Origin of the sequence: Labrys monachus (genome assembly GCF_030814655.1) — a bacterium.
GTDB lineage: Bacteria > Pseudomonadota > Alphaproteobacteria > Rhizobiales > Labraceae > Labrys > Labrys monacha.
In genome coordinates this window covers 2,246,884-2,271,236 of sequence record NZ_JAUSVK010000001.1, presented here as the reverse complement: position 1 = coordinate 2,271,236, position 24,353 = coordinate 2,246,884, and the positions used below count along the sequence as shown (strand labels likewise).

Annotated in this window: 21 protein-coding genes; 10 read left to right on the top strand and 11 right to left on the bottom strand. The window is 69.4% G+C overall.

All coding sequences use genetic code 11. The features are described 5' to 3' along the window. Positions 1-67 precede the first annotated feature (67 nt). Together pyc and J3R73_RS10260 are read right to left on the bottom strand one after the other, a co-directional pair. A complete protein-coding gene (pyc, locus tag J3R73_RS10265) occupies positions 68-3,547 on the bottom strand; it encodes a pyruvate carboxylase (protein WP_307425922.1) in 3,480 nt (1,159 codons plus the stop codon). Between the two features lie 252 nt (positions 3,548-3,799). Beyond that, positions 3,800-4,075, bottom strand: coding sequence for a hypothetical protein (locus J3R73_RS10260; protein ID WP_307425919.1), 276 nt, complete (start codon positions 4,073-4,075; stop codon positions 3,800-3,802). Between the two features lie 190 nt (positions 4,076-4,265). Here J3R73_RS10260 and J3R73_RS10255 point away from each other — a divergent pair, with 190 nt between their 5' ends. From J3R73_RS10255 to J3R73_RS10245, 3 genes are all read left to right on the top strand, one after another. Then, on the top strand, positions 4,266-5,195 hold the full coding sequence (locus J3R73_RS10255; RefSeq protein WP_307425917.1) for a LysR family transcriptional regulator: 930 nt from the start codon (positions 4,266-4,268) through the stop codon (positions 5,193-5,195). 98 nt (positions 5,196-5,293) lie between these two features. Further along, positions 5,294-7,711, top strand: a complete 2,418-nt coding sequence (gene pheT, locus J3R73_RS10250; protein WP_307425914.1) for a phenylalanine--tRNA ligase subunit beta — start codon at positions 5,294-5,296, stop codon at positions 7,709-7,711. Positions 7,712-7,954: 243 nt separating this feature from the next. Then, positions 7,955-8,755, top strand: a complete 801-nt coding sequence (locus J3R73_RS10245) for an undecaprenyl-diphosphate phosphatase (RefSeq protein WP_307425911.1) — start codon at positions 7,955-7,957, stop codon at positions 8,753-8,755. 52 nt (positions 8,756-8,807) lie between these two features. Here the strand turns inward: J3R73_RS10245 and J3R73_RS10240 are convergent, their stop codons facing one another. Continuing rightward, a complete protein-coding gene (locus J3R73_RS10240) occupies positions 8,808-9,773 on the bottom strand; it encodes a complex I NDUFA9 subunit family protein (protein ID WP_307425908.1) in 966 nt (321 codons plus the stop codon). A 156-nt stretch (positions 9,774-9,929) separates the two neighbouring features. On the opposite strand from J3R73_RS10240, the gene J3R73_RS10235 reads away from it, so the two are divergent. From J3R73_RS10235 to J3R73_RS10205, 7 genes are all read left to right on the top strand, one after another. Continuing rightward, complete coding sequence (locus tag J3R73_RS10235; protein ID WP_307425906.1) at positions 9,930-11,228, top strand: ActS/PrrB/RegB family redox-sensitive histidine kinase; 1,299 nt, start codon at positions 9,930-9,932, stop codon at positions 11,226-11,228. Positions 11,229-11,393: 165 nt separating this feature from the next. Then, positions 11,394-11,936 (top strand): ActR/PrrA/RegA family redox response regulator transcription factor, encoded by a 543-nt coding sequence (locus J3R73_RS10230; RefSeq protein ID WP_307425902.1) that lies wholly within the window; start codon positions 11,394-11,396, stop codon positions 11,934-11,936. 124 nt (positions 11,937-12,060) lie between these two features. Beyond that, a complete protein-coding gene (locus tag J3R73_RS10225; protein ID WP_307425899.1) occupies positions 12,061-13,173 on the top strand; it encodes an S-(hydroxymethyl)glutathione dehydrogenase/class III alcohol dehydrogenase in 1,113 nt (370 codons plus the stop codon). A gap of 162 nt (positions 13,174-13,335) precedes the next feature. Further along, on the top strand, positions 13,336-13,995 hold the full coding sequence (locus tag J3R73_RS10220) for a Spy/CpxP family protein refolding chaperone (RefSeq protein ID WP_307425897.1): 660 nt from the start codon (positions 13,336-13,338) through the stop codon (positions 13,993-13,995). Between the two features lie 24 nt (positions 13,996-14,019). Next, positions 14,020-14,715, top strand: a complete 696-nt coding sequence (locus J3R73_RS10215) for a response regulator (protein ID WP_307425896.1) — start codon at positions 14,020-14,022, stop codon at positions 14,713-14,715. A gap of 31 nt (positions 14,716-14,746) precedes the next feature. Beyond that, positions 14,747-16,000 (top strand): HAMP domain-containing sensor histidine kinase, encoded by a 1,254-nt coding sequence (locus J3R73_RS10210; protein ID WP_307425894.1) that lies wholly within the window; start codon positions 14,747-14,749, stop codon positions 15,998-16,000. Positions 16,001-16,140: 140 nt separating this feature from the next. Next, complete coding sequence (locus J3R73_RS10205) at positions 16,141-17,355, top strand: aminotransferase class I/II-fold pyridoxal phosphate-dependent enzyme (protein ID WP_307425891.1); 1,215 nt, start codon at positions 16,141-16,143, stop codon at positions 17,353-17,355. Here J3R73_RS10205 and J3R73_RS10200 read toward each other — a convergent pair. From J3R73_RS10200 to J3R73_RS10165, 8 genes are all read right to left on the bottom strand, one after another. Beyond that, a complete protein-coding gene (locus J3R73_RS10200) occupies positions 17,324-18,709 on the bottom strand; it encodes a glycosyltransferase family 2 protein (RefSeq protein ID WP_307425888.1) in 1,386 nt (461 codons plus the stop codon). The genes J3R73_RS10205 and J3R73_RS10200 overlap by 32 nt on opposite strands. 90 nt (positions 18,710-18,799) lie before the next feature. Continuing rightward, the gene (locus J3R73_RS10195) at positions 18,800-20,047 is read right to left on the bottom strand and encodes a glycosyltransferase family 2 protein (RefSeq protein ID WP_307425885.1); all 1,248 of its coding nucleotides are present in this window, start codon (positions 20,045-20,047) and stop codon (positions 18,800-18,802) included. Beyond that, positions 20,044-20,841: an SDR family NAD(P)-dependent oxidoreductase gene (locus J3R73_RS10190; protein WP_307425884.1), complete on the bottom strand. Its 798-nt coding sequence runs from the start codon at positions 20,839-20,841 to the stop codon at positions 20,044-20,046. The genes J3R73_RS10195 and J3R73_RS10190 overlap by 4 nt, the downstream gene beginning before the upstream one ends. Next, positions 20,838-21,239, bottom strand: a complete 402-nt coding sequence (locus J3R73_RS10185) for a MaoC family dehydratase (protein ID WP_307425882.1) — start codon at positions 21,237-21,239, stop codon at positions 20,838-20,840. The genes J3R73_RS10190 and J3R73_RS10185 overlap by 4 nt, the downstream gene beginning before the upstream one ends. Beyond that, positions 21,236-21,682: a hypothetical protein gene (locus tag J3R73_RS10180; RefSeq protein ID WP_307425879.1), complete on the bottom strand. Its 447-nt coding sequence runs from the start codon at positions 21,680-21,682 to the stop codon at positions 21,236-21,238. Before J3R73_RS10180 ends, J3R73_RS10185 begins: the two co-directional genes overlap by 4 nt. Next, positions 21,679-22,896 carry a beta-ketoacyl-[acyl-carrier-protein] synthase family protein gene (locus J3R73_RS10175; RefSeq protein ID WP_307437251.1) on the bottom strand — a complete coding sequence of 406 codons (1,218 nt, stop codon included), beginning with the start codon at positions 22,894-22,896 and terminating at the stop codon, positions 21,679-21,681. Before J3R73_RS10175 ends, J3R73_RS10180 begins: the two co-directional genes overlap by 4 nt. Then, positions 22,892-23,176 (bottom strand): phosphopantetheine-binding protein, encoded by a 285-nt coding sequence (locus J3R73_RS10170; protein WP_307425877.1) that lies wholly within the window; start codon positions 23,174-23,176, stop codon positions 22,892-22,894. Before J3R73_RS10170 ends, J3R73_RS10175 begins: the two co-directional genes overlap by 5 nt. A gap of 22 nt (positions 23,177-23,198) precedes the next feature. Next, the gene (locus J3R73_RS10165) at positions 23,199-24,353 is read right to left on the bottom strand and encodes a hypothetical protein (RefSeq protein WP_307425874.1); all 1,155 of its coding nucleotides are present in this window, start codon (positions 24,351-24,353) and stop codon (positions 23,199-23,201) included.

Genomic DNA, 24,353 nt, shown 5'->3' with positions numbered 1-24,353 from the left:
TCCCGCCCCCACCCTTCCATTCCCTGCCCGCACGCGGCGGAGGGAATGGAAGGGGCGGGAGGCGGGATCAGCCCATCACCATCAGGAGGTCCTTGGCGTCGATCTGCGCGCCGGGGGTGACGAGCACCTCGGCGACCTTGCCGTCATGCGGGGCATGCAGCGCGGTCTCCATCTTCATCGCCTCGATGGTCAGGAGCACGTCGCCGGCCTTGACGGCCTGTCCCGCCTTCACCGCCACGGTCGAGATGGCGCCGGGCATCGGCGCGGCGACATGGGCCTCGTTGCCGTCCTCGGCCTTGCGGCGGAGCTTGACGCCGCCGGCGGCGAGGCGGTCCGGCACCTTGATGATGCGCGGCTGGCCGTTGAGCTCGAAGAAGACGCGGACCTGGCCCTCCTCGTCGGTATCGCCCAGCGTCTGCAGGCGAATCGCCAGCACCTTGCCGCGCTCGATCTCGATGGTGAGGTCCTCGCCCGCCTTCATGCCGTAGAAATAGCTGTGCGTCGGCAGCACCGAGACGGGACCGTATTTGCGCAGGGCATTGGCGTAGTCGACGAAGACCTTGGGATACATCAGGTAGGAGGCGACTTCCTGGCCGTCGAGGGCACGGTCGGCCTTCTTTTCGGCTTCCGCCTTGAGGGCGGGGATGTCGGCGTCGGGCAGGAGCGACCCCGGCCGCACCGCGATCGGCTTCTCGCCCTTCAAGGCGCGGTCCTGGATCGCCTTCGGCCAGCCGCCCTGGGGCTGGCCGAGATCGCCATGCATCATCTCGACCACCGAGGCGGGGAACGCCACCTCGCGGGCGGGATCGAGCACGTCGGCGACCGTCAGGCCCTGCGCCACCATCATCAGCGCCATGTCGCCGACGACCTTGGAGGACGGCGTCACCTTGACGATGTCGCCGAACATGTCGTTGGCGGCCCGATAGGCCTTGGCGACCTCGTGCCAGCGGGTTTCGAGGCCGAGGGAGCGGGCCTGCTCCTTCAGATTGGTGAACTGGCCGCCCGGCATCTCATGCAGGTAGACCTCGGAGGCGCCGGCCTTGAGGTCGCTCTCGAACGCGGCATATTGGGTGCGCACCGCCTCCCAATAGAACGAGATCTGGCGGATCGCCTCCGGATCGAGGCCGGGATCGCGCTCCGAATAGCGCAGCGCCTCGACGATCGAGCCGAGGCAGGCCTGCGACGTCGTGCCCGACATCGCATCCATCGCGGCGTCGACGACGTCCACCCCCGCCTCGATGGCGGCGAGCACGGTCGCCCCGCCGATGCCCGAGGTGTCGTGGGTGTGGAGGTGGATCGGCAGGCCCACCTCCTCGCGCAGGGCCTTGACGAGCTTGCGGGCCTGGGCCGGCTTCAGGAGCCCGGCCATGTCCTTGATCGCGAGAATGTGGCAGCCCGCCTTTTCGAGCTCCCGCGCCATCGCCACGTAATAGGCCAGATCATATTTCGAGCGGGTGGGGTCGAAGATGTCGGCGGTGTAGCAGATCGCGCCTTCCGCCAGCTTGCCGGCCTCCAGCACCGCGTCGATCGAGACCCGCATGTTCTCGACCCAGTTGAGGCAGTCGAAGATGCGGAAGAGGTCCATGCCGGCATCGGCCGCCTGCCTGACGAAATGGCGCACGACATTGTCGGGATAATTGGTGTAGCCGACGGCATTGGCGCCGCGCAGCAGCATCTGGGTCAGGATGTTCGGGGCGCGCTCGCGTATCAGCGCCAGCCGCTCCCACGGGTCCTCGGTCAGGAAGCGCATGGCGACGTCGAAGGTCGCGCCGCCCCAGCATTCGAGCGAGAAGAGCTGCGGCAGGCCCGCGGCATAGGCCGAGGCCGCGCCCGCGATGTCATAGGTGCGCATGCGCGTGGCGAGCAGCGACTGATGCGCGTCGCGCATCGTGGTGTCGGTGACGAGGACCTGGCTCTGCTCCTTCATCCACGCCGCGAATTTCGCCGGCCCGAGGGCCTCCAGGCGCTGCTTGGTCCCCGGCGCGGGCGCGCCGTCGAACACCGGCGCCTGCGGCGTGCGCGCCTCGGCCGGCGGACGCACGCGGCCGCGCGCCTCCGGATGGCCGTTGACGGTGACGTCGGCGATATAGGTGAGCAGCTTGGTGGCACGGTCGCGGCGCTTGGCGAACTGGAACAGTTCCGGCGTCTCGTCGATGAAGCGCGTCGTGTAGTCGTTGTTGCGGAACTTGGGATGCGCCAGCACCGCCTCGAGGAAGGGCAGGTTGGTGGCGACGCCGCGGATGCGGTATTCGCGCAAGGCGCGCGTCATGCGGGCGATCGCCTCCTGCGGGGTCGAGGCCCAGGCCGTGACCTTTTCCAGCAGCGGATCGTACCAGCGGGTGACCACCGCGCCCGAATAGGCGGTGCCGCCGTCGATGCGGATGCCGAAGCCCATGGCGCCGCGATAGGCGGTGATGCGGCCATAGTCCGGGATGAAGTTGTTCTCCGGGTTTTCCGTGGTCAGGCGGCATTGCAGGGCGTGGCCGCGCATATGGATGTCCGCCTGCGCGGGGATGCCGGTCTCCAGCACGCCGTTCGGGCCGAACGGGCCGATATGGCCGCCCTCGGCGATGCGGATCTGCGCCTTGACGATATCGAGGCCGGTGACGACCTCGGTGACCGTATGCTCGACCTGGATGCGCGGGTTGACCTCGATGAAGTAGAACTTGCCGCTGTCGGCATCCATCAGGAACTCGACCGTGCCGGCGCCGGCATAATCCGTGCCGCGGCCGATGCTGAGCGCCGATTCGCACAGCGCCTGCCGCGTGGCCTCGTCGAGATAGGGGGCGGGAGCGCGCTCGATCACCTTCTGGTTGCGGCGCTGGATCGAGCAGTCGCGCTCGAACAGGTGGACGAGGTTGCCATGGCTGTCGCCGAGGATCTGCACCTCGACATGCCGCGCCCGGCGCACCAGCTTTTCGAGATAGACCTCGTCCTTGCCGAAGGCGGCCTTCGCCTCGCGCTTGGCGGTGAACACGGCGTCGAGCAGCTTGTCCTCGCTCTCGATCGGCCGCATGCCGCGCCCGCCGCCGCCCCAGGAGGCCTTGAGCATGACGGGATAGCCGACGGCGCGCGCCGCCGCCTTGATCGCCTCGGCGTCGTCCGGCAAGGGCTCGGTCGCCGGCATCACCGACACGCCGACGGAGATGGCGAGGTTGCGGGCGTCGACCTTGTTGCCGAGGGTGCGCAGGGTCTTCGGGCTCGGCCCGATGAAGGTGATGCCGGCCGCCGCGCAGGCCTCGGCGAATTCCGGGCTTTCCGAAAGGAGGCCGTAGCCCGGATGGATCGCATCGGCCCGGGCTTCCTTGGCGACGCGGATCACCTCGTCGATCGAAAGATAGGCCTCGACCGGCCCGAGATTTTTCGAAGGGTCCTTGCCCTTGCCGACCTGATAGGCCTCGTCCGCCTTGAAGCGATGCAGGGAGAGCTTGTCCTCCTCCGCATAGATGGCGATGGTCGAGATGCCGAGTTCCGTAGCGGCACGGAAGACGCGGATGGCGATCTCGGAACGGTTGGCGACGAGCAGGCGGCGAAAGGGCGGGCGCATGGGCACTCTCATCCAGAGGGGCAGCACCCGACTTTATGTTGCAACGCGAAGACCGTTGCAACGGGCATCTGCCGAACAGCGCGCCACGCCCATTTCCTCGGCAATGCAAGAGGCGGAGGCCCCGCGCGAACGAGGCCTCCTACGATCCGCCGGGCCGGCTTGGGGCACGGCCCGGCGGATCGGTCCGGCTGCAGCGTCCGCCGGCATGCGGAGCTTCGGTCGGCAGCGTGGACCGAAGTCCGCCCTGCCTCGTCAGTAGCAGACGCGGACGCGTTCCCAGTGCCAGCCGTAATAGTCGGCGACGCGGCGGCGCTCGATATGGCAGCTGCGGTAATAGACCGGCTCGGAGTCGTAATAGGCGTTGTTGTAGGCGGCGCCGGCGAGCACGCCGCCGAGCAGGCCGAGGCCGGCGCCGGCCGCGAAGGCACCGTGATTGCCGTAGCGGGCTTCGGCGGAACCGGTGGTGGCGACAGCCGCGCCGGCCAGGGAGGCGGCAACCAGGGCACCGGTGAGGATCTTCTTGAACATCGTCGTCTTCCTCTCGCTGGATCTGCGCGGGCTTGCGCTCGATCGATGGGAAGATCATGGTCGAAGCCGGAAGAACCTGCCGTGCGAAACGGCACGGGCTCGTCCGGAGCACGGACGTGCCGTCCGCTTCTTCCTTTCTGCAGGCGCGACGTTTCCAAGAGCGGACAGGATGTCCGCGCTCCGGGATGGCATGATCGACAAGCTCGAATTCCTGATCGCCCTGTCCCGCGAACGGCATTTCGGCCGGGCGGCGGAGATCTGCGGCGTCACGCAGCCCACTCTGTCGGCCGGGCTCAAGCAGCTCGAGGGCGAGCTCGGCGTGCTGCTGGTGGCGCGCGGCTCACGCTTCCAGGCTTTCACGCCGGAGGGAGAGAAGGTGCTGGAATGGGCCCGGCGCATCGTCGGCGATGCGCGGGCCATGCGCCAGGAGGTCGATGCCCTCAAGCGCGGCCTGCACGGCCATCTCACCATCTCGGTGATCCCCACGGCGCTGTCGATGGTCGCCTCGCTGACCACGCCCTACCGGGCGCGCCATCCCAACGTCACCTTCACCATCCTGTCGCGCCCCTCGATCGGCGTGCAGCAGGAACTCGACGACCTCGCCATCGATGCCGGCATCACCTATCTCGACAACGAGCCCCTCGGCAAGGTGTCGGCGGTGGAGCTCTACCGCGAGACCTATTGCCTGCTTTCCGCCGCCGACGGCGAATTCGGCGGGCGCGACGAGGTGAGCTGGTCCGAGCTCGGGCATGTGCCGCTCTGCCTGCTGACGCCCGACATGCAGAACCGGCGCATCGTCGACCAATTGCTGCGCGGGGCGCAGGCCCAGGCGGTGCCGACGCTGGTGTCCAACTCGATGCAGGTGCTGCTCTCGCATGTGCGCACCGGGCAATGGTCGAGCGTGATGCCGTCGATCCTGGTCGAGACGCTCGGCGTCGGCGACAGGGTGCGTTCCATTCCCATCGTGAATCCGGACGCCCGCCATCTGGTGGGCCTGATCACGCCGCGCCGGGAGACGCAGACCCCGCTGGTCGCCGCCCTGATCGCCGAGGCGAAGCGCTTCGCCGCGCGGCAGGCCGAGGATGGGGTGCGCCGGCCTTCGGATCGGCCTCCGGCATGAAGAATGCGGTCGAAGACCGCCATACCGACGCCCCCCTTTGCATCTTGGCGCTCAACGCGCTATCGGCAGGGCCTGCGCAGAATGACTAGGCCTCCTCGATGAAATTCACGCTTTCCTGGCTCAAGGACCACCTCGACACCGAGGCGTCGCTTGACGAGATCGTCACCACGCTCACCCGCATCGGCCTCGAGGTCGAGGGGGTGGAAGATCGCGCCAAGAAGCTGGCCGGCTTTTCCATCGCCTATGTCATCTCGGCCGTGCAGCATCCCAATGCCGACAAGCTCAGGCTGTGCATGGTCGATACCGGCTCGGGCGAGCCGGTGCAGGTCGTCTGCGGCGCGCCGAATGCCCGCACGGGCATGAAGTCGGTGTTCTCGCCGCCCGGCACCTACATCCCCGGCAAGGGCATCACGCTCGGCATCGCCCCGGTGCGCGGCATCGAGAGCCGGGGCATGCTGTGCTCGGAATTCGAGCTCGAGCTCTCCAACGAGCATGACGGCATCATCGACCTGCCGGCCGACGCGCCGGTCGGCGTGCCCTATGCCGAGTGGGCGGGCCTGGGCGACCCGGTCATCGACATCAACCTGACGCCGAACCGGCCCGACTGCACCGGCATCGCCGGCATCGCCCGCGACCTCGCCGCCGCCGGGCTCGGCACGCTGAAGACGCCGCCGGTTGCCGCCATCGCCGGCGAAGGCCCCTGCCCCGTCGGCGTGACGCTGGATTTCGGCGACACCGCCCCGCTCTGCCGCGGCTTCGCCCTGCGCCTGGTGCGCGGCGTGCGCAACGGCCCGTCGCCGGCATGGATGCAGCGCCGCCTCACCGCCATCGGCTTGCGCCCGATCAGCGCGCTCGTCGACATCACCAATTACGTCACCTTCGACCGCGGCCGGCCGCTGCATGTCTTCGATGCCGGCAAGATCGCCGGCAACCTCGTCGTCCGCCGCGCCCGGGAAGGCGAAACCGTCCTCGCGCTGGACGGCAAGACCTATGCGCTCGACGAAACGATATGCGTCATCGCCGACGACAAGGGCATCGAATCGATCGCCGGCATCATGGGCGGCGAGCAGTCGGGCTGCGATGCGGACACCACCGACGTGCTGATCGAATCGGCGCTGTGGGAGCCGCTCAACATCGCCCGCACCGGACGCAGCCTCGGCATCAATACCGACGCGCGCTATCGCTTCGAACGCGGCGTCGACCCCGCCTTCATGGCGCCGGGCGCCGATCTCGCCACGCAATGGGTGCTGGAGCTGTGCGGCGGCACGCCGACTCAGCTCAGCGTCGTCGGCGCCGAGCCGATCGTGCCGAAGCGCATCGCGTTGCCGGCCGGCGAAGTGCGCCGCCTGACCGGCCTGGACACCGACGCCGAGGAGAGCGCCGCGATCCTCGGACGGCTGGGCTTCGGGGTCGGGCGCGGGACCGACGCGCTCGACGTCACCGTCCCCAGTTGGCGGCCCGACATCGAAGGCAAGGCCGACCTCGTCGAGGAGGTCATGCGCATCGTCGGCGTCGACAACATCGCCGTCACGCCGCTGCCGCGCGCCCCCCATGTGCCGCTGCCGGTGCTCACCGTGCTGCAGAAGCGCACCCGCCTCGCCAAGCGCAGCCTCGCCGCCCGCGGCATGATGGAGGCCGTGACCTGGTCCTTCATCGCCAAGGCGCAGGCCGAACGCTTCGGCGGCGGCCAGCCGGCGCTCGCGCTCGCCAACCCGATCGCCGCCGATCTTTCCGACATGCGGCCGAGCCTGCTGCCCGGCCTGATTGCGGCCGGCCAGCGCAACGCTGACCGTGGCGCGGGCGACGTCGCGCTGTTCGAGGTCGGCCAGATCTTCCGCGGAGACCGTCCGGAGGACCAGAAGATCGCGGCCTCGGGCATCCGGCGCAGCCAGGCCCGGCCGACCGGCTTCGGCCGGCACTGGTCGGCGCCGGCCGCCCCCGTCGGCGTGTTCGATGCGAAGGAGGACGCCTTCAGCCTGCTCGCCGCCCTCGGCGCGCCGGTCGCCAGCTTCCAGATCGTGCCGGGCGCGCCGTCCTGGTACCATCCCGGCCGCTCGGGCACGATCCAGCTCGGCCCGCAGAACGTCATCGGCTGGTTCGGCGAGCTCCATCCCGCCGCGCTGGAGACGCTCGACGCGGCGGGCCCGGTGGCCGCCTTCGAGATCATCCTCGACGCCATCCCCCAGCCGAAGGCGAAGGCGACCAAGACACGCGGCCCGCTCGCCGTGTCGCCGTTCCAGCCGGTCCGGCGCGACTTCGCCTTCCTCGTCGACCGCAAGGTGCGCGCGGCCGACATCGTGAAGGCGACGCAGGGCGCCGACAGGAAGCTGATCGCGGGCGTGTCGATCTTCGACGTCTATGAGGGCAAGGGCGTCGGCGAAGGGCAGAAATCGATCGCCGTGGAAGTCGTGCTGCAGCCGCAGGACAGGACGCTGACGGATGCGGAGATCGAAGCGGTGGCGGCGAAGATCGTCGCCGAGGTGGGCCGGAAGACCGGCGCCAGCCTTCGCGGCTGAGACCGGGCACGCCCGCCGGCGCCCGGGAGCCGAGCGGCCGTCCGCCTTCCCGGCAAGGTTGCCGGGGTGTCGCAGGGCTCGCTTTTCGATGCATGGTTACTTCTTGGTTACCCCTCCTCCTCTAGAATCATCCATCGGCCGGCTTTCCGCGCCCCCCGCGCGGAAAGCCCGGTCTTCCGGTTTCCATCCTGCATCGGTTCCGGCGCCCTCCTCCGCCGGATCATACCCCTGCAAAGGCCCCCCATGACACTGCCCGGCATTCTGGAAGCGATCGTCCTCGGTGTGGTCGAAGGCCTGACCGAGTTCATTCCCGTGTCCTCGACCGGGCACCTGCTGCTCGCCTCGCATTTCCTCGGCTTCGCCTCGGACGGCACCTTCGAGATCCTGATCCAGCTCGGCGCCATCCTGGCCCTGCTGCTCGTCTATGCGGAGAAGCTGTGGCGGATCGCCGTCGCCGCGCCGCGCGACCGGGAAGCGCAGCATTTCGTGGTGGGCGTCCTCGTGGCGTTCCTGCCGGCGGCCATCCTCGGCGCGCTGTTCGAGCACAAGATCAAGGAATATCTCTTCGACGTGCACATCGTGTGCTACGCGCTGATCGCGGGCGGCTTCGTGCTCATCGCCATCGACGAGATCAACTTCACCCGCCGCTTCAGCAATTGCTACGTCCTGCCGCTCCCCGCCTATCTGAAGATCGGCCTGTTCCAGTGCCTCTCGCTGATCCCCGGCGTGTCGCGCTCGGGCTCGACCATCGTCGGCGGCATGCTGGTGGGCCTGGACAGGCGCTCGGCGGCGGAATTCTCGTTCTTCCTGGCGATGCCGACGATGCTCGGCGCCTTCGTGTATGAATTCGCCAAGAGCTACCACACCATGACGCTCGACGGCCTGGGACAGACCGCCATCGGCTTCGTCGCCGCCTTCGTCTCGGGCCTGTTCGTGGTGCGCTCGCTGCTCGACTTCGTGTCGCGGCGCGGCTTTGCCATCTTCGGCTGGTGGCGCATCATCGTCGGCGTCGCCGGCCTCGTCGCCCTCTACACGATCGGCTGACGGGACCGCTCGCCGGCGCGGAGCGGCCTCACCGCTCCCGCCGATGCACCGTTCAGGCCGGCATATGCTCGAACTGGCCGGATTTGCGGAAGCGCCAGAGATAACCGGGCACGATGGCTTCCACGGTGGCGGCCTGGATGCCGAGCCCTTCCAGCGTGCGGCCTTCGGCCTGTGCCGCCGCCGAGACGATGTTGTCCCGGCGCAGCAGCGCGACCTGGTCGCGCGTCAGCGGCGCGTTGGGCAGGAGGCCGAGCACCGCCGCCTGGAGATTGGCGAGCGCGAAGGGCATCGGCACCAGCAGGCGCTTGCGGTTGGTGACCTTGAGCACGAATTTGAAGATGTCGCGCAGGGTCATGATCTCCTGCCCGCCGAGTTCATAGGTCGTGCCCGGCCGCAGGCCGCCTTCGACGCCGCGCGCCAGGACCTCGGCGACATCGCCCACGAAGACGGGCTGGAACTTCGTGTCGCCGCCGCCGATCAGCGGCAGGACCGGCGACAGGCGGGCCAGGGCGGCGAAGCGGTTGAAGAAATTGTCGTCCGAGCCGAAGATCGCGGAGGGACGCACGATGATCGCATCGGCGAAGGCCGACCTTACGGCCGCCTCGCCCTGTGCCTTGGAGCGCGCATAATGCGCCTCGGCGCCGGCCTCGCAGCTCAGGGAGGAGACATGGACGAGGCGCTGCACGCCCGCGGCCTCGGCGGCCCGGGCGATGGCGCCGGCGCCGAATGCCTGCACGGCATCGAAGCCGTTGCGGCCGTCATGCATGACGCCGACGAGGTTGACGACCGCCTCGGCGCCTTCCACCGCGGCGGCGATCGAGGCGGGATAGCGGATATTGGCCTGCATGCCGTGGATCTGGCCGACGGCCCCGGCCGTCATCAGGAATCGCGCCAGGTCCGGACGGCGGACGGCGACGCGCACGCGAAAACCGCGCTTGGCCAGCGACCGCACCAGATTGCGGCCGACAAAACCCGATCCCCCAAATACCGTGACCAGACGATCGCTGACAGGCGCCATTCTCTTCGATCCCCGAGATAAGCTCGATGCGAGGTTTCCTTAGCGCGGCAGGGTGGGCCTGTACAGGGTGCAGCGCAAAACCGGGATGGTTTTGCCGTCGCAACGGCGTATAGCGGAGAGGCACGCCGCCGGCGACCTTCAGCCCCCGGGAGAAGAATGTCCTCGTCCTTCCTGCCCCATGACAGCTTCGGCATCGGCACGCTCCGGCTCGACACGCTGATACGCCTGCGCTGGATGGCGCTCGCCGGCCAGCTCAGCGCCGTGCTCGGCGTTCATTTCGGCCTGCGGTTCTCGGTGCCGCTCGGCGCCTGCCTCGCCCTGATCGGCGCCAGCGCCCTCGTCAACCTGGTGCTGCGCCTGCGCTATCCGGCGACCGAGCGCGTCGATACGGCCCGAGCCGCCAGCTTCCTCAGCTTCGACATCATCCAGCTGGCGGCCCTGCTCTTCCTCACCGGCGGCCTCGAAAATCCGTTCGCCTTCCTTTTCCTCGCGCCGGTGATGATCTCGGCCACCTCGCTGCCGCCGATGCTCACTTTGGCGCTCGGCCTGCTGGCGATCGCCTGCGCCACCGTGCTGACCGAATGGCACCTGCCGCTGCCCTGGTTCGACGGCCAGAGGCTCAACATGCCGATCCTCTATGTCGCCGGCATGTGGTTCTCCGTCCTGCTCGGGCTCGGCTTCATCGGCATCTATGCCTGGCGGGTGGCGGACGAAGCGCGGCTCCTGTCCAACGCGCTGGCCGCGACGGAACTGGTGCTGGCGCGCGAGCAGCACCTCTCCCAGCTCGACGGCCTCGCCGCGGCGGCGGCCCATGAACTCGGCACGCCTCTCGCCACCATCGCCCTCGTCGCCAAGGAACTGGAAGTCGCGGCGCCGCAGCAGGGCGACTTCATCGACGACATCCGCCTTTTGCGCAGCCAGGTCGAGCGGTGCCGCGAGATCCTCGGCAAGCTCGCCTCGCTCAGCGAGGACAGCGCCGCCCCCTTCGACCGCCTGTCCCTGCCCCTGCTGATCGAGGAGGTCGCGGCGCCGCACCGCGATTTCGGCATCGCCATCGCCACCCGGTTCGAAGGCGTGGAACGCATCGCGCCGACGGCCGCACGCAATGCCGGCATGCTCTACGGCCTCGGCAACATCGTCGAGAATGCCGTCGACTTCGCCAAGTCCCAGGTGACGATCGTCGCCGCCTGGGATCCCAAGATCGTCACCCTCACCGTCAGCGACGACGGGCCGGGCTTTCCGTCCGAGATCATGGCGAGGCTGGGCGATCCCTATGTGACGCGCCGCCGCCCCCGTCCGCCGGGCCAGCCGGGCGGCGGCCTCGGCCTCGGCTTCTTCATCGCCAAGACGCTGCTGGAACGCTCCGGCGCCTCGATCTCGCTCGCCAACCGTGCGGCGCCGGAAAGCGGCGCCATCATCCGGCTCGAATGGGCGCGGGACATCTTCGAGCGTTAGCGGCGCGCCGGGGCGATGCGGGTGCCCTTCGCCGCCCCGCAAAGACCGGGGTTTGCAATCGCCGGCCGAGGGAATAAACGATATGCGCAGTTCGCGATGAAAATCCTTTGTTTCGCCGTTATACTTTGAGATGTGGCGATCTGCCGCGCAGTGTGAGTTTGTTTCATGGTTGCACCCGATTTCGCCGACCGTTCGCTCCTGCTCGTCGATGACGACAAGGCCTTCCTCCAACGGCTCGGACGAGCGATGGAGGCGCGCGGCTATGTCGTGACCACCGTGGACACGGTCGCCGACGGGCTCGCCCAGGTCGAGGGATCGCCGCCGGCCTTCGCTGTCATCGACATGAAGCTGTCCGACGGGTCGGGCCTCGACGTCATATCGCGGCTGAAGGTCAAGCGGCCCGAAGCGCGCGGCATCATCCTCACCGGCTACGGCAACATCGCCACCGCGGTCACGGCCGTGAAGCTCGGCGCCTTCGACTACATCGCCAAGCCGGCCGACGCCGACGACATCCATGCCGCCCTGATGGCCGACCCCAGCCACAAGCCCGAACTGCCGGAAAACCCGATGTCGGCCGACCGGGTGCGCTGGGAACACATCCAGCGCGTCTACGAGCTGTGCGGGCGCAACGTCTCGGAGACGGCGCGCCGCCTCGCCATGCACCGGCGCACGCTGCAGCGCATCCTGGCCAAGCGGGCGCCGCGCTAGCCTCGGGCGCCGATATCCGAGGTTGCGGGTTTTTCGTGCGGCTCGTCTTTTCGAACTGCCCGTAGGGATCTTGCCTCCCGGCTCCCTTTCGCGCTACGCCCTCGCTACAGTCCGGGGAGGTCACATGAAGACGCGTGCCGCAGTAGCTTGGAAGGCGGGAGCACCGCTGACGATCGAAACCATCGAGATCGGCGGCCCGAAGCCGGGCGAAGTGCTGGTCGAGATCATGGCGACGGGCGTGTGCCACACCGACGCCTACACGCTTTCGGGCGCCGATCCGGAAGGCCTGTTTCCGGCCATCCTCGGCCATGAGGGCGCCGGCATCGTGCGCGAGGTCGGGGCGGGCGTGACCTCGCTGAAAGCGGGCGACCATGTGATCCCCCTCTACACGCCGGAATGCCGGCAGTGCAAGACGTGCCTGTCGCAGCGCTCGAACCTGTGCACGGCGATCCGCGCCACCCAGGGCAAGGGCGTCATGCCGGACGGCACCAGCCGCTTCTCCTGCGACGGCGGCGAAGTCTTCCATTATATGGGCTGCTCGACCTTCTCGAACTTCACCGTGCTGCCCGAAATCGCGCTCGCCAAGGTGCGTGAGGACGCCCCCTTCGACAAGATCTGCTATATCGGCTGCGGCGTCACCACCGGCATCGGCGCGGTGATCAACACGGCCAAGGTCTGGCCGGGTGCCAATGTCGTGGTGTTCGGCCTCGGCGGCATCGGCCTCAACGTGATCCAGGGCGCCCGCATGGTCGGTGCCGACAAGATCATCGGCGTCGACCTCAACCCCGCCAAGGTGGCGATGGCGAAGAAGTTCGGCATGACCGATTTCGTCAATCCGGCCGAGGTCGGCCAGGACAAGATGGTGCAGGCGATCGTCGATCTCACCGGCGGCGGCGCCGACTTTTCCTTCGAATGCATCGGCCTGCCGGTGACGATGCGCCAGGCGCTCGAATGCTGCCACCGCGGCTGGGGCGAATCGATCATCATCGGCGTCGCCGCCTCGGGCCAGGAAATCTCCACCCGCCCGTTCCAGCTCGTCACCGGCCGCGTCTGGAAGGGCACCGCCTTCGGCGGGGCGCGCGGGCGGACCGACGTCCCCAAGATCGTCGACTGGTACATGGACGGCAAGATCGACATCGACAGCCTGATCACCCATGTCATGCCGCTCGACGAGATCAACACCGCCTTCGACCTCATGCATGAGGGCAAGTCGATCCGCTCGGTGGTCACCTATTGAGCGTCCGCAAGGCTGCGCGAACCGCGGCGGCAACCCAGAGTTGCCGTATTTTCTTCGCGCTTCGTTCACCTAACTTTACATAGGGCCGCTCGGCGCGAAACCTCCATTGTCTAGGGTTCTCCCTGAAGCAGCCGCTTCGGCTGCGCTTCAATGGAGACTGAGATGACCGACGGTGAACTCGACTATCTCGCGCCGAAACCCGCCTCCGGCGAGGGCGAGCCTGCCCGCAGGCGGATGTGGCCGCGTGCGCTCCTCTTCGGCGGAGCCGTGGCGGGCGGCATGGCACTGGGCGCCGCCGGCCTCGCCGGCGCCGCGGTGATGGGCGACCATATGGGCTGGCACCCGCGCGGGTCCCATCTGGCGCATATGCAGAACTTCGTGCGCATGGCGCTCGACTCGGTCGCGGCGACGTCGGACCAGGAAGCGAAGATCCACGATATCGTCGCCTCCGCCTTCACCGACCTCGCGCCCAAGCCGGAAGACCGCGCCGCTTTGGCCAAGCAGGCGATCGAACTCCTGCGCGCCCCCACCATCGACAAGGCCGGGGTCGAGAAGCTGCGCACCGATTTCGTCGGCCAGATGGATGCGAAGTCGAAGCGCTTCGTCGACGCCCTGCTGCAGGCCGCCGACGTGCTGACGCCGGACCAGCGCGCCAAGCTGGCGGACCGCGCCGCCTTCTGGGCGGAACACCCGCCGCAGCATCCTCCGATGATGGGCGCCCCCGGCTGGCGCCACGGCGAAGGGCCTGATGGCGGCCCCGATGGCGATCGTCATGGCATTCCCGGCGCACCTGATGATAATCAGGGTCCCGACAACGACTGACGGCGAACGAGCGAGGCGGCTGAGGTGGAACGCATTCTGATCATCGACGACGATGCGCGCCTTGCCGCCATGCTCAGCGAATATCTGTCGGCGGCCGGCTTTTCGGTCGACCGCCGGCAATCCGGCCAGGAGGGGCTGACGGCCCTGGAGCGCGACGTCTACGATGCCGTCGTGCTCGATATCATGCTCCCCGATTTCGACGGCTTCGAAGTGTGCCGCCGGCTGCGGGTGCGCTCCAACATCCCGGTGGTGATGCTGACGGCGCGGGGTGACGATACCGACCGCATCGTCGGGCTCGAGATCGGCGCCGACGACTACCTGCCCAAGCCCTTCAATCCCCGTGAACTGCTCGCCCGCCTCCGCGCGGTGCTGCGGCGGCGCGTCGCCACGACCGAGCCGCAGGACACGACGATGCGCTTCGGAAGGCTGGAGATCGATCGCGGATCGCGCAGCGTGCGCATCGACGGGGACGAGCGTTCGCTGACGAGCCACCAATTCGACCTGCTGCTCGCCCTCGCGGACAATGCGGGCCGCGTGCTCAATCGAGAAAGGCTGATGGACCTCGTCAAGGGCGAGGAGCTCGATGCCTTCGACCGTTCGATCGACGTGCATATTTCCCGCATCCGCGCGGCAATCGAGGAAGACGCCAAGCATCCGCGCCGCATCCTGACGGTGCGCGGCGCCGGCTATGTCTTCGCCCGCCGCCAGGACGCGGACTGAACCAGGCCGGAAAGCAGGATCGAGCGGTTCGATGCTCACATTCTTTCGTAAGCGGCTGTTCTGGCAGGTCTACCTGACGCTGCTGGCCTGCCTGCTGCTGCTCGCTTTGCTCGTCGGCGCGCTCCTCCACTTCACGGGGGAGAGCCCGGAGGCCCGCTGGGACGCCTTCCGCGTCCGCCTGACCGACGAACTGGCCAAGACGCAGGGCCTTCCGCACGAGGGCGTGCGCGCCGCCGTCCGCGAGCTCAGCCAGGATCTCGGCGCCGCGATTTCGGTCTACGGCCCCGATCGGGTCCTGATCGCCGCGCAGGGACGTCCGATTCCGCTTTCGGCGGGAGAGGACGAGGTGCCGCAGCGCTGGCGGGACCATGTCGTGCGGGTGGACCTGCCGGAAGGTCGCATCGTGCTGGCACGGCTGCCGCCGCCGGAGCCCGGCCTGCGCATCCTGACGCTCGTGCTCCTGGTCGCCGGCGGCGTCGGCATCGCGGCCTATCCTGCGACGGCGCGGCTGACCCGTCGCCTCGAGCAATTGCGGACCGGCGTCGAAAGCTGGGGCAGCGGCGCCCTGGCACGGCGGGTGCCCGAGCAGGGACGCGACGAAGTCGCCATGGTGGCGCACAGCTTCAACGGCGCCGCCGACCGCATCGAGGCGCTCGTCAACTCGCAGAAAGCGCTGCTCGCCAATGCCAGCCATGAATTGCGCTCGCCGCTGGCACGCCTGCGCATGGCGATCGAGATCTGGTCCGCCTCGCCGGGCGCGGCGCGCGAGGAGATCACGCGCAATCTCGCCGAGATCGACCAGCTCGTCGAGGAAATCCTGCTGGCGAGCCGGCTGGACTATGCCGGCGCCAGCCCGCTCAGCGGCAGCCAGGTCGACCTCCTCGGCCTCGCTGCCGAAGAAGCGGCGCGCACCGGGGCCGGCGTCGACGGCACGCCGGTCGAAATCTACGGCGATGCCACGCTGCTGCGCCGGCTCATGCGCAATCTGCTGGAGAATGCCGGCAAGCACGGCAGGCCGCCGGTCGAGATCACGGTGAGCCGCGCCGGCGACCGGGTGCGGATCGCCGTCGCCGACAGGGGCCCCGGCATTTCGGAGACCGAGCGCAAGCGCCTGTTCGAGCCGTTCTACCGGCCGGCGGGACGCAGCGAGATGTCGGGCGGCTGGGGCCTCGGCCTCGCGCTGGTCAGGCAGATCGCGGGGCGCCACCACGGCACCGTGCGGTGCGAGACGCGGGACGGCGGCGGGTCGGTATTCGTGGTCGAGCTGCCGATCGCGGCATCCTGAACGCCGCCGGCACGCGGACCCGCGGTCCGCCCCCAGGCACCGCTCCTGCGGGAAAGAACGGGCGGGAAGCTCCGCATTCCCTGGAATGCCGGCCAAAATAGGCTATGACGACGGCCTTGCATCGGATCGACGGAGGAAACATGGCGGGACCGGCTGGCATCAAGGCACGTTCGTCCGGCTTTGCCGACATGTTCGACCGCTCGACGGCCGGCGGGCTCACCCCGCTCGACGTGGTGATCGAGAAGGTGCTGAGCCCTGTCCGCGCGGTGATCGAAGGCCGGGAGACGCTGATGTTCGGCACGAACTCCTATCTCGGCCTGAATTTCGAGCCGTCCTGCATCGAAGCGGCCACCATCGCCCTCGCAGATTTCGGCACCGGCTCGACCGCCTCCCGCGTCGCCAGCGGCAACCAGCGCCTTCACGTCGAACTGGAACGGGCGGTCGCCGACCTCTATGGCCGGCGCGACGCGATCGTGTTCTCCACCGGCTTCATGGCCAATGTCGGCACCATCGGCGGCCTCGTCCGTGAAGGGGACGCCGCCATCCTCGACGCCCATTGCCACGCTTCGATCTTCGATGCCTGCAAGCTCAGCGGCGCCAGGACCCTCACCTTCCGGCACAATGACGCCGTCGACCTCGCCCGGGTGATCGAGGCCAGCGGCATTGCTCCGAGCCGTATCCTGGTGATCGTCGAAGGCCTCTACAGCGTGCTCGGCGACATCGCCGATCTCGTCTCCGTCAGCGCCGTGACGCAGGCCTCCGGCGCGCTGCTGCTGGTGGACGAGGCGCATGCCCTCGGCCTGTTCGGCCGCAGCGGGCGCGGGGTCGCCGAGGCGCAGGGCGTCGAGGACAAGGTCGACGTCATCGTCGGCACTTTCTCCAAGAGCGTGGGGGTGGTCGGCGGCTATTGCGTCACGGCGGATCCGGCCTATCGCGCCCTGCGCTTCGCCGCCCGGGCCTATCTCTACACGGCCTCGCTGCCGCCGCCCGTGGTGGCGGCGGCCAGCCGGGCGCTGCACCTGATCCGCACCGATGACGGCCCGCGCCGGACGGTGGCGGCCAATGCCGAGGCGCTGCATCGCGGACTGACGGCGCTCGGCCTGCCGCCGCTCGCGCCGCCGGGGCCGGTCGGCGCCGTGCGCATGCCGGGGATCAAGGCCGGCCTCGACATGTGGCGCAGCCTGCTCGCGGCCGGGGTCTACGTCAACATGCTGATCCCGCCGGCGACCCCGAACGGCGAGGTCGTGCTGCGTTACAGCGTCTCGGCCGCCCATCGGCCGGAGGATATCGACGCAGCGCTGGCCATCGTGTCGGCCGTCGGGCTCAGGACCGGGGTGATCCGCCCGGCAGCCTGAGATCGGCGGCGGCCGGCACCGGCACCGGTACCGGTTCGGCATAAGCCGTCTGCGCCGCCGATTTCGGCGTCCGCACGAATTCGCTGCGTTTGCGGAAGATCACCTCGCGCTGCGCCGGGCCGATGGCGGCACCGATGCGGAAGAGATCGCGCGAGACGAAGAGGAAATCGCGCAGGAACCGGCCGAACGTCGTGGCGCCCGGCCGCAGGGAAAGATTGCCCGCGCGGAGGAACAGGAACAGCGCGACATAGCCGACCGCCAATTGCCCGAGCAGCAGGGCGGCGAGCGTCCAGCGCAGGGGCGAAGCGAGCAGGACGGCCGCGACCCCGGCCGGCAGGGCGACGCCCCAGGCGATGCCGGACCACCAGACGCCCAGATGGATCGCCGCCCTGCAGCGGTCCGCCAGCGACAGGGAGGCGTCGCCGAGGATCGGCCACAGCAGGCGCAGCATCACCTCGCCGAATCCCTTGGTCCAGCGCTGCTGCTGCGTCATCCAGGCCTTCATCGTCTCCGGCAGTTCGCCCGGCACCGGCACGCTCATCAGGAAGGAGCCGCGGCGCCCGATGCGCCAGGCCCGGTAGGACAAATCGAGGTCCTCCGCCAGCGTGCCGCCGCGCCAGCCGCCGGCGGCCTCGATCGCCTCGCGCCGCCACACGCCGCATGTCCCGTTGAAGGGCAGCGGGTGGCCGCCCCAGCAGCGCGTGCCCTGCTCGATGGCCAGATGCGCATCGAGCAGCACGGCCTGCGTGCGGGTCAGGTCGTTGGCGTCGCGGTTGATGTAGTCGAAGCGCGCCTGGATGAAGGCGAGATTCGGCGCCGCGAGCAGGCAGGTCATGGTCTTGCGCAGGAAATCGGGCTGCGGGACGTAGTCGACGTCGAGAATGGCGAAGAAATCGTGGCGCGTCAGCGTCATCGCGTGGGCGAGCGCCCCGGCCTTGTATTCGGTGCGGTTGGTGCGGTGGATGACGAGGACGTCGAAGCCCAGGGCGCGGCGGTCGGCCGCCTCCTGGCGGGCGAAGAGCGTCGACCCGTCCGTGGAATCGTCGAGCACCTGGATGTGCAGCCGGTCGCGCGGCCAGTCGAGCGCGATGGCGGCATCGAGCGCCCGCGCCACCATCGCGCCTTCGTTATAGGTCGGGATCTGCACCACGACGTGCGGAAGATCCTCGTCGGGCGGCAGGCCGTGCGCCAGCAGCGCGCTCTCCCGCGCCGTGCCCGCAGCGCGCAGGCGCCAATGCTCGGCCACCAAATAGAGCGTCGCCAGGGTCGAGGCGAAGGTGACGGCCCAGCCGGCCAGCGAAACCCACGACAGCACCAGCGCAAGCCAATCGATCGCTATCCAGAACCTATCCAAGCAATGCCCCGTTCGCCCGCGCCTGCCGAAGCGCCTGCCTGTTCCACTCACCAAGTCCCGGCCCGGAAACGCGGCTTCGAGAAAACCCGCTCATTTCCGCCCCGTCTTCGGCGTCCGCACGAAATCGCGGCGGGCGGCGAAAGGCGCCGCCATGACGGCACCCGAATTCGCGATCGCCAGGAAGACCAGGAGAGCGGGCATCGTCGTCAGGGTCGCCACGTAGCGAACTATACCACCTCGGCGCAAGCGCTTAAACGGCGGCAGCGTGATCGCGACCGCCGACACCCCCGCGACGATCGCCGCTGCCGTGGCGATGGCGCCGTGAACCGGACCGAAGCCCCGCACCCCTCCGTCCAGCAGCAAGGCGCCGGCGGCGAGCAGGAAACAGGGCAAGCCCGCCTGCAGCCCGAGCAGCAGGCTGGCGCCCAGCTTCGCCGGCAGCGGCCATGCGGCCCGCCATATCAGCGGCAGCGCCTTGCGGGCGACCTGCACGAAGCCGGTAGACCAGCGGGCCTGCTGCACGCGCCACGCGCCGATATCGGCGGGCGCCTCGCCCTGCAGCGCCGGCTCCAGCGCGAGAAGGCCGTGCCAGCCGGCCGCATAGGCGCGGAAGGTGAGGTCGAGATCCTCGGCCAGCGTGTCGGCCGACCAGCCGCCGGCATCCTCGATCGCTGCCCGCCGCCACACCGCCCCCGTGCCGTTGAACTGGAACGGCTCCCGGCCCGCCGCGCGGCCCGCCTGCTCGGCGCAGAAATGGGTATCGACGGACAGCTGCTGGCCGCGCGTCATCCAGTTGCGGTCCCGATTGGCGAATTCGAAGCGGAACTGCACGAAGGCGGCCCGCTCATCCGCCAGGAGGGCAGCGACCGCGACCCGAAGCCAGTCCGGCGGCGCGCGGAAATCGACGTCGAGAATGGCGACCATCGGGGCGACGCTGCGGGCGAGCCCGGCCGCCAGGGCGCCGGCCTTGAAGCCGGAGCGGTGCGCGCGGCGCACGTGATCGATCGCCGGACCGCCCGGCGGCAGGCGGCCGATCGCCGCCTGCAGGATGCAACCGGTGTCGTCGGTGGAATCGTCGAGGAGCTGGATCGTCAATTTTTCGCGCGGCCAGTCCAGCGCCGCGGCGGAAGCCAGGGCTCCCTCGACCGAGGCCGCCTCGTTGTAGAAGGGGACCTGCACCAGCACCGCCGGCAGGCCGGCATCCGGCACCGCCGTGCCGGCCGGCGGCCGGAAGCGCCGGGCCATCCAGGACAGGCGCAGATGCTGGAGCAGCAAAGCAAGCAGGAAAGAGCCCGCGAGGAGCCCGATCGCGTCGACGAGCCCGAGAAGCGCCGTCACGGCTCGATCCGCTCGCGCTCGGCCGTCTCGGGCACGTCGACGCCCGGCCGGTCGAGGAAGCGGTCGGCAATCCCTGCCGGCATCAGGGTGAGCAGGCGCAGGCCGGCATAGAGGATGAAGGGGAAGGCGATCACCGCCTTGCGACGGTCGAGACCCCGGCGGATGATCCTCGCCGCCGCCGTGGCGGACATCTCGAGCGGGCGCGGTGCCCGGAGGCGCTCGTTCAGCGGCGTGCGCACGAAGCCCGGCGCGACGAGGCTGACGGCGATGCCCTCGCGCCGCAGCGCCGGACGGATGCCCTCGGCATAGGCGTGCACCGCCGCCTTGGCCATCGAATAGGCAGGCGAGGACGGAAAGCCGCGCAGTCCGGCCAGCGAGCCGATCAGGGCGACATGCCCGCGGCCTCTCGGGCGCATCGCCGCCAGCACGGGCTCGACGGTGTTGAGCACGCCGACGAGATCGACCGCGAGCACCGCCCGCATCGCTTCGCCGCTGTCGAGCGCCCGGTCCGGGCCGGTGCCGGAGACGATGCCGGCGCAGGCGACGGCGAGATCGATCGGCGTCGCCGCGTCCCGCTCGGCGATCCAGGCGGCAAGGCCGTCACGGTCGCGCACGTCGATGCGCCCGGCTTCGGTGGCGGCCCCGCGCATCCGGCATTCGCCGGCAATGGCGTCGAGGCGGGCCCGATCACGGCCGACGAGCAGCAGATGCACGCCGGGGCCGGCGAATTCGAGGGCGAGCGCCCGGCCGATGCCGCTGGTCGCGCCGGTGAGGAGGATCGTTCGCGCGGTCATGCCGGCCAGCCCTCGGCGGGCGGCGACAGGGTGGCCTCCGCGATGCAGGCGAGCGCCCCGCCGGCGATGCTGACGAACAGGCGCATGACGAGGGGATCGCGCCGGCCGGCGGCCTTCACCACGCGGCCGCTGATCTCGAGCCTCTCCCCGACCGGAACCGGCGCCATGAACCGCGTCGCCAGGCCGGTGATCGTGCCTTTCGGCCGGTAGTGCCGTGCCGCGTCGTGCAGGAAGGCGACGAGCAGCATGCCGTGCACGGGAACCGCGTCGAGCCCCACCTTGCCGGCCAGCGCCGGATTGACATGCAGGGGATTGCCGTCGCCCGAAACCGCGGCGAAGGCTTCCACCTGCGCCCGGGTGATCGGCCCGACGGTCAGGGGCGGCAGGGACACGGTCATGACGCCTCGGGCCGGAGGTCGAACAGGCGATAGGTCGCGCCGAATGTCGCGACGACATCGCCGTCCGGCGTTTCGATATGGGCCTCGATCTGCACGTCCTCCGGCCTTGCCGGCGCGGCGCGGCGCAGGATGACGAAGCGGATGTCCTCCCCGATGCGCAGAAGACGACGATATTCGAAGCGCTGCGCGATCAGGACGGGCACGCGATGGGCGTCGCCGGCGAGGTCGGCCATGGCGGCGCGGGCCGCCGGATGCCACAGCCAGATGGCGGGGAAGGTCGCCGGCACCGCCTCGGGAGTGGCCTCTTCGGGCGGCAGGCCGTCGCAGGCCGTCGCCTCCCGGTAGCGGCGCACCTCCTCGGCCTCGATGCGCGCGGCGATCGGGCCGATCCGCAGCGGCGGCCATGCCGGCCCCGGCGCCGCCTGTCCGGAGGCCGCGCTCATGGCTGCCCGAGCACCAGGACGGCGTTGATGCCGCCGAAGGCGAAGGAGTTGGACATGGCGTAGCGCATCGCCACCTCTCGCGCCTGGCCGGGCACGCAGTCGAGGTCGCATTTCGGATCCGGCGTGGTCCAGTTGGCGGTCGGCGGCGCAATGCCCGCCCTCAGCGCCATCAGGGTGACCGCCAGCTCGATCGCCCCGCCGGCGCCCAGCCCGTGGCCGTGGATGGGCTTGGTGGAGGAAACCGGCAGACGCCGCAGCCCTTCCCCGAAGACGCGATGCAGCGCGGCGGCCTCGGCCGCGTCATTGGCGAGCGTACCCGTGCCATGGGCGTTGACGTAGCCGATCGCGCCGGGGGGCAGGCCGGCATCGTCCAGCGCCTGGCTCATGGCCGAGGCGGCGCCCGAGGCGTCCGGCCGCACGATGTCGGCGGCATCGCTCGACGTCCCGTAACCGCAGAGTTCGGCGAGCGGCTCGGCCCCCCGCCGGCGCGCCGCTTCCTCGCTCTCCAGCACGAAGATGCCGGCGCCCTCACCGAGCACCATGCCGTTGCGGTCCTTGGAAAAGGGCCGGCAGAAATCCGGCGACAGCACGCGCAGCGCCTCCCAGCCCTTCATGCCCGACGCGGTGATGCAGGCTTCCGCTCCGCCGACGATGGCGCGGTCGACGAGGCCGGCGCGGATGAAATGGGCGCCGAGGCCGATGGCCTGCGTTCCCGAAGCGCAGGCGCTCGCCACCGCGAAGGACGGGCCCTGCGCGCCGTAGCGCGCGCTCAGCTGCGAGGCGGCGCCGTTCGGCATCAGGCGCGGCACGCTCCAGGGGTCGACCCGCTGGCCGGTGACATAGGCATTGTGCATGCCGAGCTCGATGGTGTCCGCCCCGCCGATGCCGGTGCCGACGATGGTGGCGGTGCGCGGGCCGAGCCGCTCGCCGCGCGCCAGCCCCGCCTGGGCCAGCGCCTCGTCGCCCGCGACGACGGCGAACTGGGTGAAGCGATCGCAGAATGCCAGCACGCCGCTCTCGATATGAGCGGCGGGATCGAAGCCCCGTATCTGTGCCCCGATGCGGATATTGCTGCGCAGCGGCCGCGCGAGCTCGAGCGGGCCGACCGCGCTGCGCCCTTCGCGCGCGGCCTCCCACAAGGGGGCGACGCCGATGCCGGCCGCCGTGGCGGCGCCAGCCCCCGTGATGAAGACGCGAGGCCTCGTCACATCAATTCTTTTCGCTGGCGATACGCTGAAGCACGCCGTCGATGAAGGATTTCAGATCCCGGGCTTCGGCGATCGATCCGTCCATCGGAATATAGACGTCGAACTTCTCCTCGACGGCCGTGAGGATCATCACGATATCGATCGATTTGAGACCAAGGGTGTCGAAGGTCGCCTCCGGCGTGACCTTGTCGCGATCGACCATGCCTTCGGTCACGATCAGGTCGACGACCTGGTCGTAGACGCGCTGCGGATCGGACAGGATATTTTCTTTGGTTTCAGTCGACATCTTTTTCCCAGGGCACAGCGGCTCACTCTGCGCGAGGGGACCGTGTCGATGCTTCGAACACGCCGAAGCGGCGCGTCGACTGGGCCCCGAGCCATTCAACGACATTCGTCATGGCATAGTTGTCATCAAGAATCCAACCGCATTCCAGGTCTTGCACACCGGTCACGGCCGCACGGCGCATCAATTCGTCGACGAGGACCAGTGCGACGCCCGCGCCGGAGACCGAACCGACCATGTGCGAGGCGACGCCGAACAGCACCGCCCGCCCGCCGGTGAAGCGCCGCGTCAGCCCCCGCCAGCCGAGTTTCAGCCAGCCCAGAGGCGACGGCGCGCCGCCGAGATCGCCGGCGATCTCGAAGACGTTGGGCAGGAACAGCGCGAAGCCGACGAGTTCCCCCCGCTTCTCGACGAACACGCCGTATTCCGGCTTGAGCAGCGGGCGGAAGGCCTTGATCATCGCCGCCATCTCGGCCTGCGATACCGGCACGAAGCCCCAATTCGCCGCCCAGGATCCGTTGAACAGCAGCCGTCCCCGTTCGGCGTCCTCGGCCAGGCGGTCCATGCGCATCGTCCGGATGTCGAGGCCCCGGCGGCGGCGCTCCATGCCGAGCTGCTGCAGCCGTTCGGCCAAGTCGCTGCGGCGCCGGTCGAAGGCGTAGGACTTCAACACCTTGGCGAGCCGGGCGCCGGCCGCTTCCAGATGCGCCCGCAGATAGGGAGGATGCCAGGGCATCAGCACCATGGGCGGTGCGGCGAAGCCCTCGATCAGCAGGCCGGATTCGGCGTTGATCGACAGGGTGAACGGCCCGCGCATCGCCGTCCGGCCGCGCTCGGCCAGCCAGGCGCGCGCGCTGTCGAGGAGACGCGCCACCACGTCCGCGTCGTCGATCGCATCGAGGCAGCCGAAGAAGCCCATGCCCTCATGCTGCGGCCCGGTGGCAAGATGGTCGATCTGCGCCGAGATCCGCCCCACGTCCCGACCCGCCGCGTCCGAGGCGATCCAGTAGGCCGCCTCGCCATGGGTCCAGAAGGCGCTCTTGGCCGGCGCGATCAATTGCGCCCGGTCATGGTCCAGCGGCGGGACGAAATGCGGTTCGCCGGCATAGAGCCGGCGCGGCAGGGCAAGGAAACGCGCCAGGTCGCGCTTGGTCGTGACGGGACGGATGGTGACCGGCAT

Bases quoted from the DNA above. Each gene is read 5' to 3' on its own strand.
- J3R73_RS10240 (WP_307425908.1), bottom strand. From the start codon at position 9,773: ATGGCGCCTGTCAGCGATCGTCTGGTCACGGTATTTGGGGGATCGGGT.
- J3R73_RS10260 (WP_307425919.1), bottom strand. From the start codon at position 4,075: ATGTTCAAGAAGATCCTCACCGGTGCCCTGGTTGCCGCCTCCCTGGCC.
- J3R73_RS10165 (WP_307425874.1), bottom strand. From the start codon at position 24,353: ATGCCGGTCACCATCCGTCCCGTCACGACCAAGCGCGACCTGGCGCGT.
- J3R73_RS10210 (WP_307425894.1), top strand. From the start codon at position 14,747: ATGCTCACATTCTTTCGTAAGCGGCTGTTCTGGCAGGTCTACCTGACG.
- J3R73_RS10255 (WP_307425917.1), top strand. From the start codon at position 4,266: ATGATCGACAAGCTCGAATTCCTGATCGCCCTGTCCCGCGAACGGCAT.
- pheT (WP_307425914.1), top strand. From the start codon at position 5,294: ATGAAATTCACGCTTTCCTGGCTCAAGGACCACCTCGACACCGAGGCG.
- J3R73_RS10170 (WP_307425877.1), bottom strand. From the start codon at position 23,176: ATGTCGACTGAAACCAAAGAAAATATCCTGTCCGATCCGCAGCGCGTC.
- J3R73_RS10190 (WP_307425884.1), bottom strand. From the start codon at position 20,841: ATGACCGCGCGAACGATCCTCCTCACCGGCGCGACCAGCGGCATCGGC.
- J3R73_RS10225 (WP_307425899.1), top strand. From the start codon at position 12,061: ATGAAGACGCGTGCCGCAGTAGCTTGGAAGGCGGGAGCACCGCTGACG.
- J3R73_RS10245 (WP_307425911.1), top strand. From the start codon at position 7,955: ATGACACTGCCCGGCATTCTGGAAGCGATCGTCCTCGGTGTGGTCGAA.
- pyc (WP_307425922.1), bottom strand. From the start codon at position 3,547: ATGCGCCCGCCCTTTCGCCGCCTGCTCGTCGCCAACCGTTCCGAGATC.
- J3R73_RS10180 (WP_307425879.1), bottom strand. From the start codon at position 21,682: ATGAGCGCGGCCTCCGGACAGGCGGCGCCGGGGCCGGCATGGCCGCCG.
- J3R73_RS10205 (WP_307425891.1), top strand. From the start codon at position 16,141: ATGGCGGGACCGGCTGGCATCAAGGCACGTTCGTCCGGCTTTGCCGAC.
- J3R73_RS10235 (WP_307425906.1), top strand. From the start codon at position 9,930: ATGTCCTCGTCCTTCCTGCCCCATGACAGCTTCGGCATCGGCACGCTC.
- J3R73_RS10220 (WP_307425897.1), top strand. From the start codon at position 13,336: ATGACCGACGGTGAACTCGACTATCTCGCGCCGAAACCCGCCTCCGGC.
- J3R73_RS10230 (WP_307425902.1), top strand. From the start codon at position 11,394: ATGGTTGCACCCGATTTCGCCGACCGTTCGCTCCTGCTCGTCGATGAC.
- J3R73_RS10185 (WP_307425882.1), bottom strand. From the start codon at position 21,239: ATGACCGTGTCCCTGCCGCCCCTGACCGTCGGGCCGATCACCCGGGCG.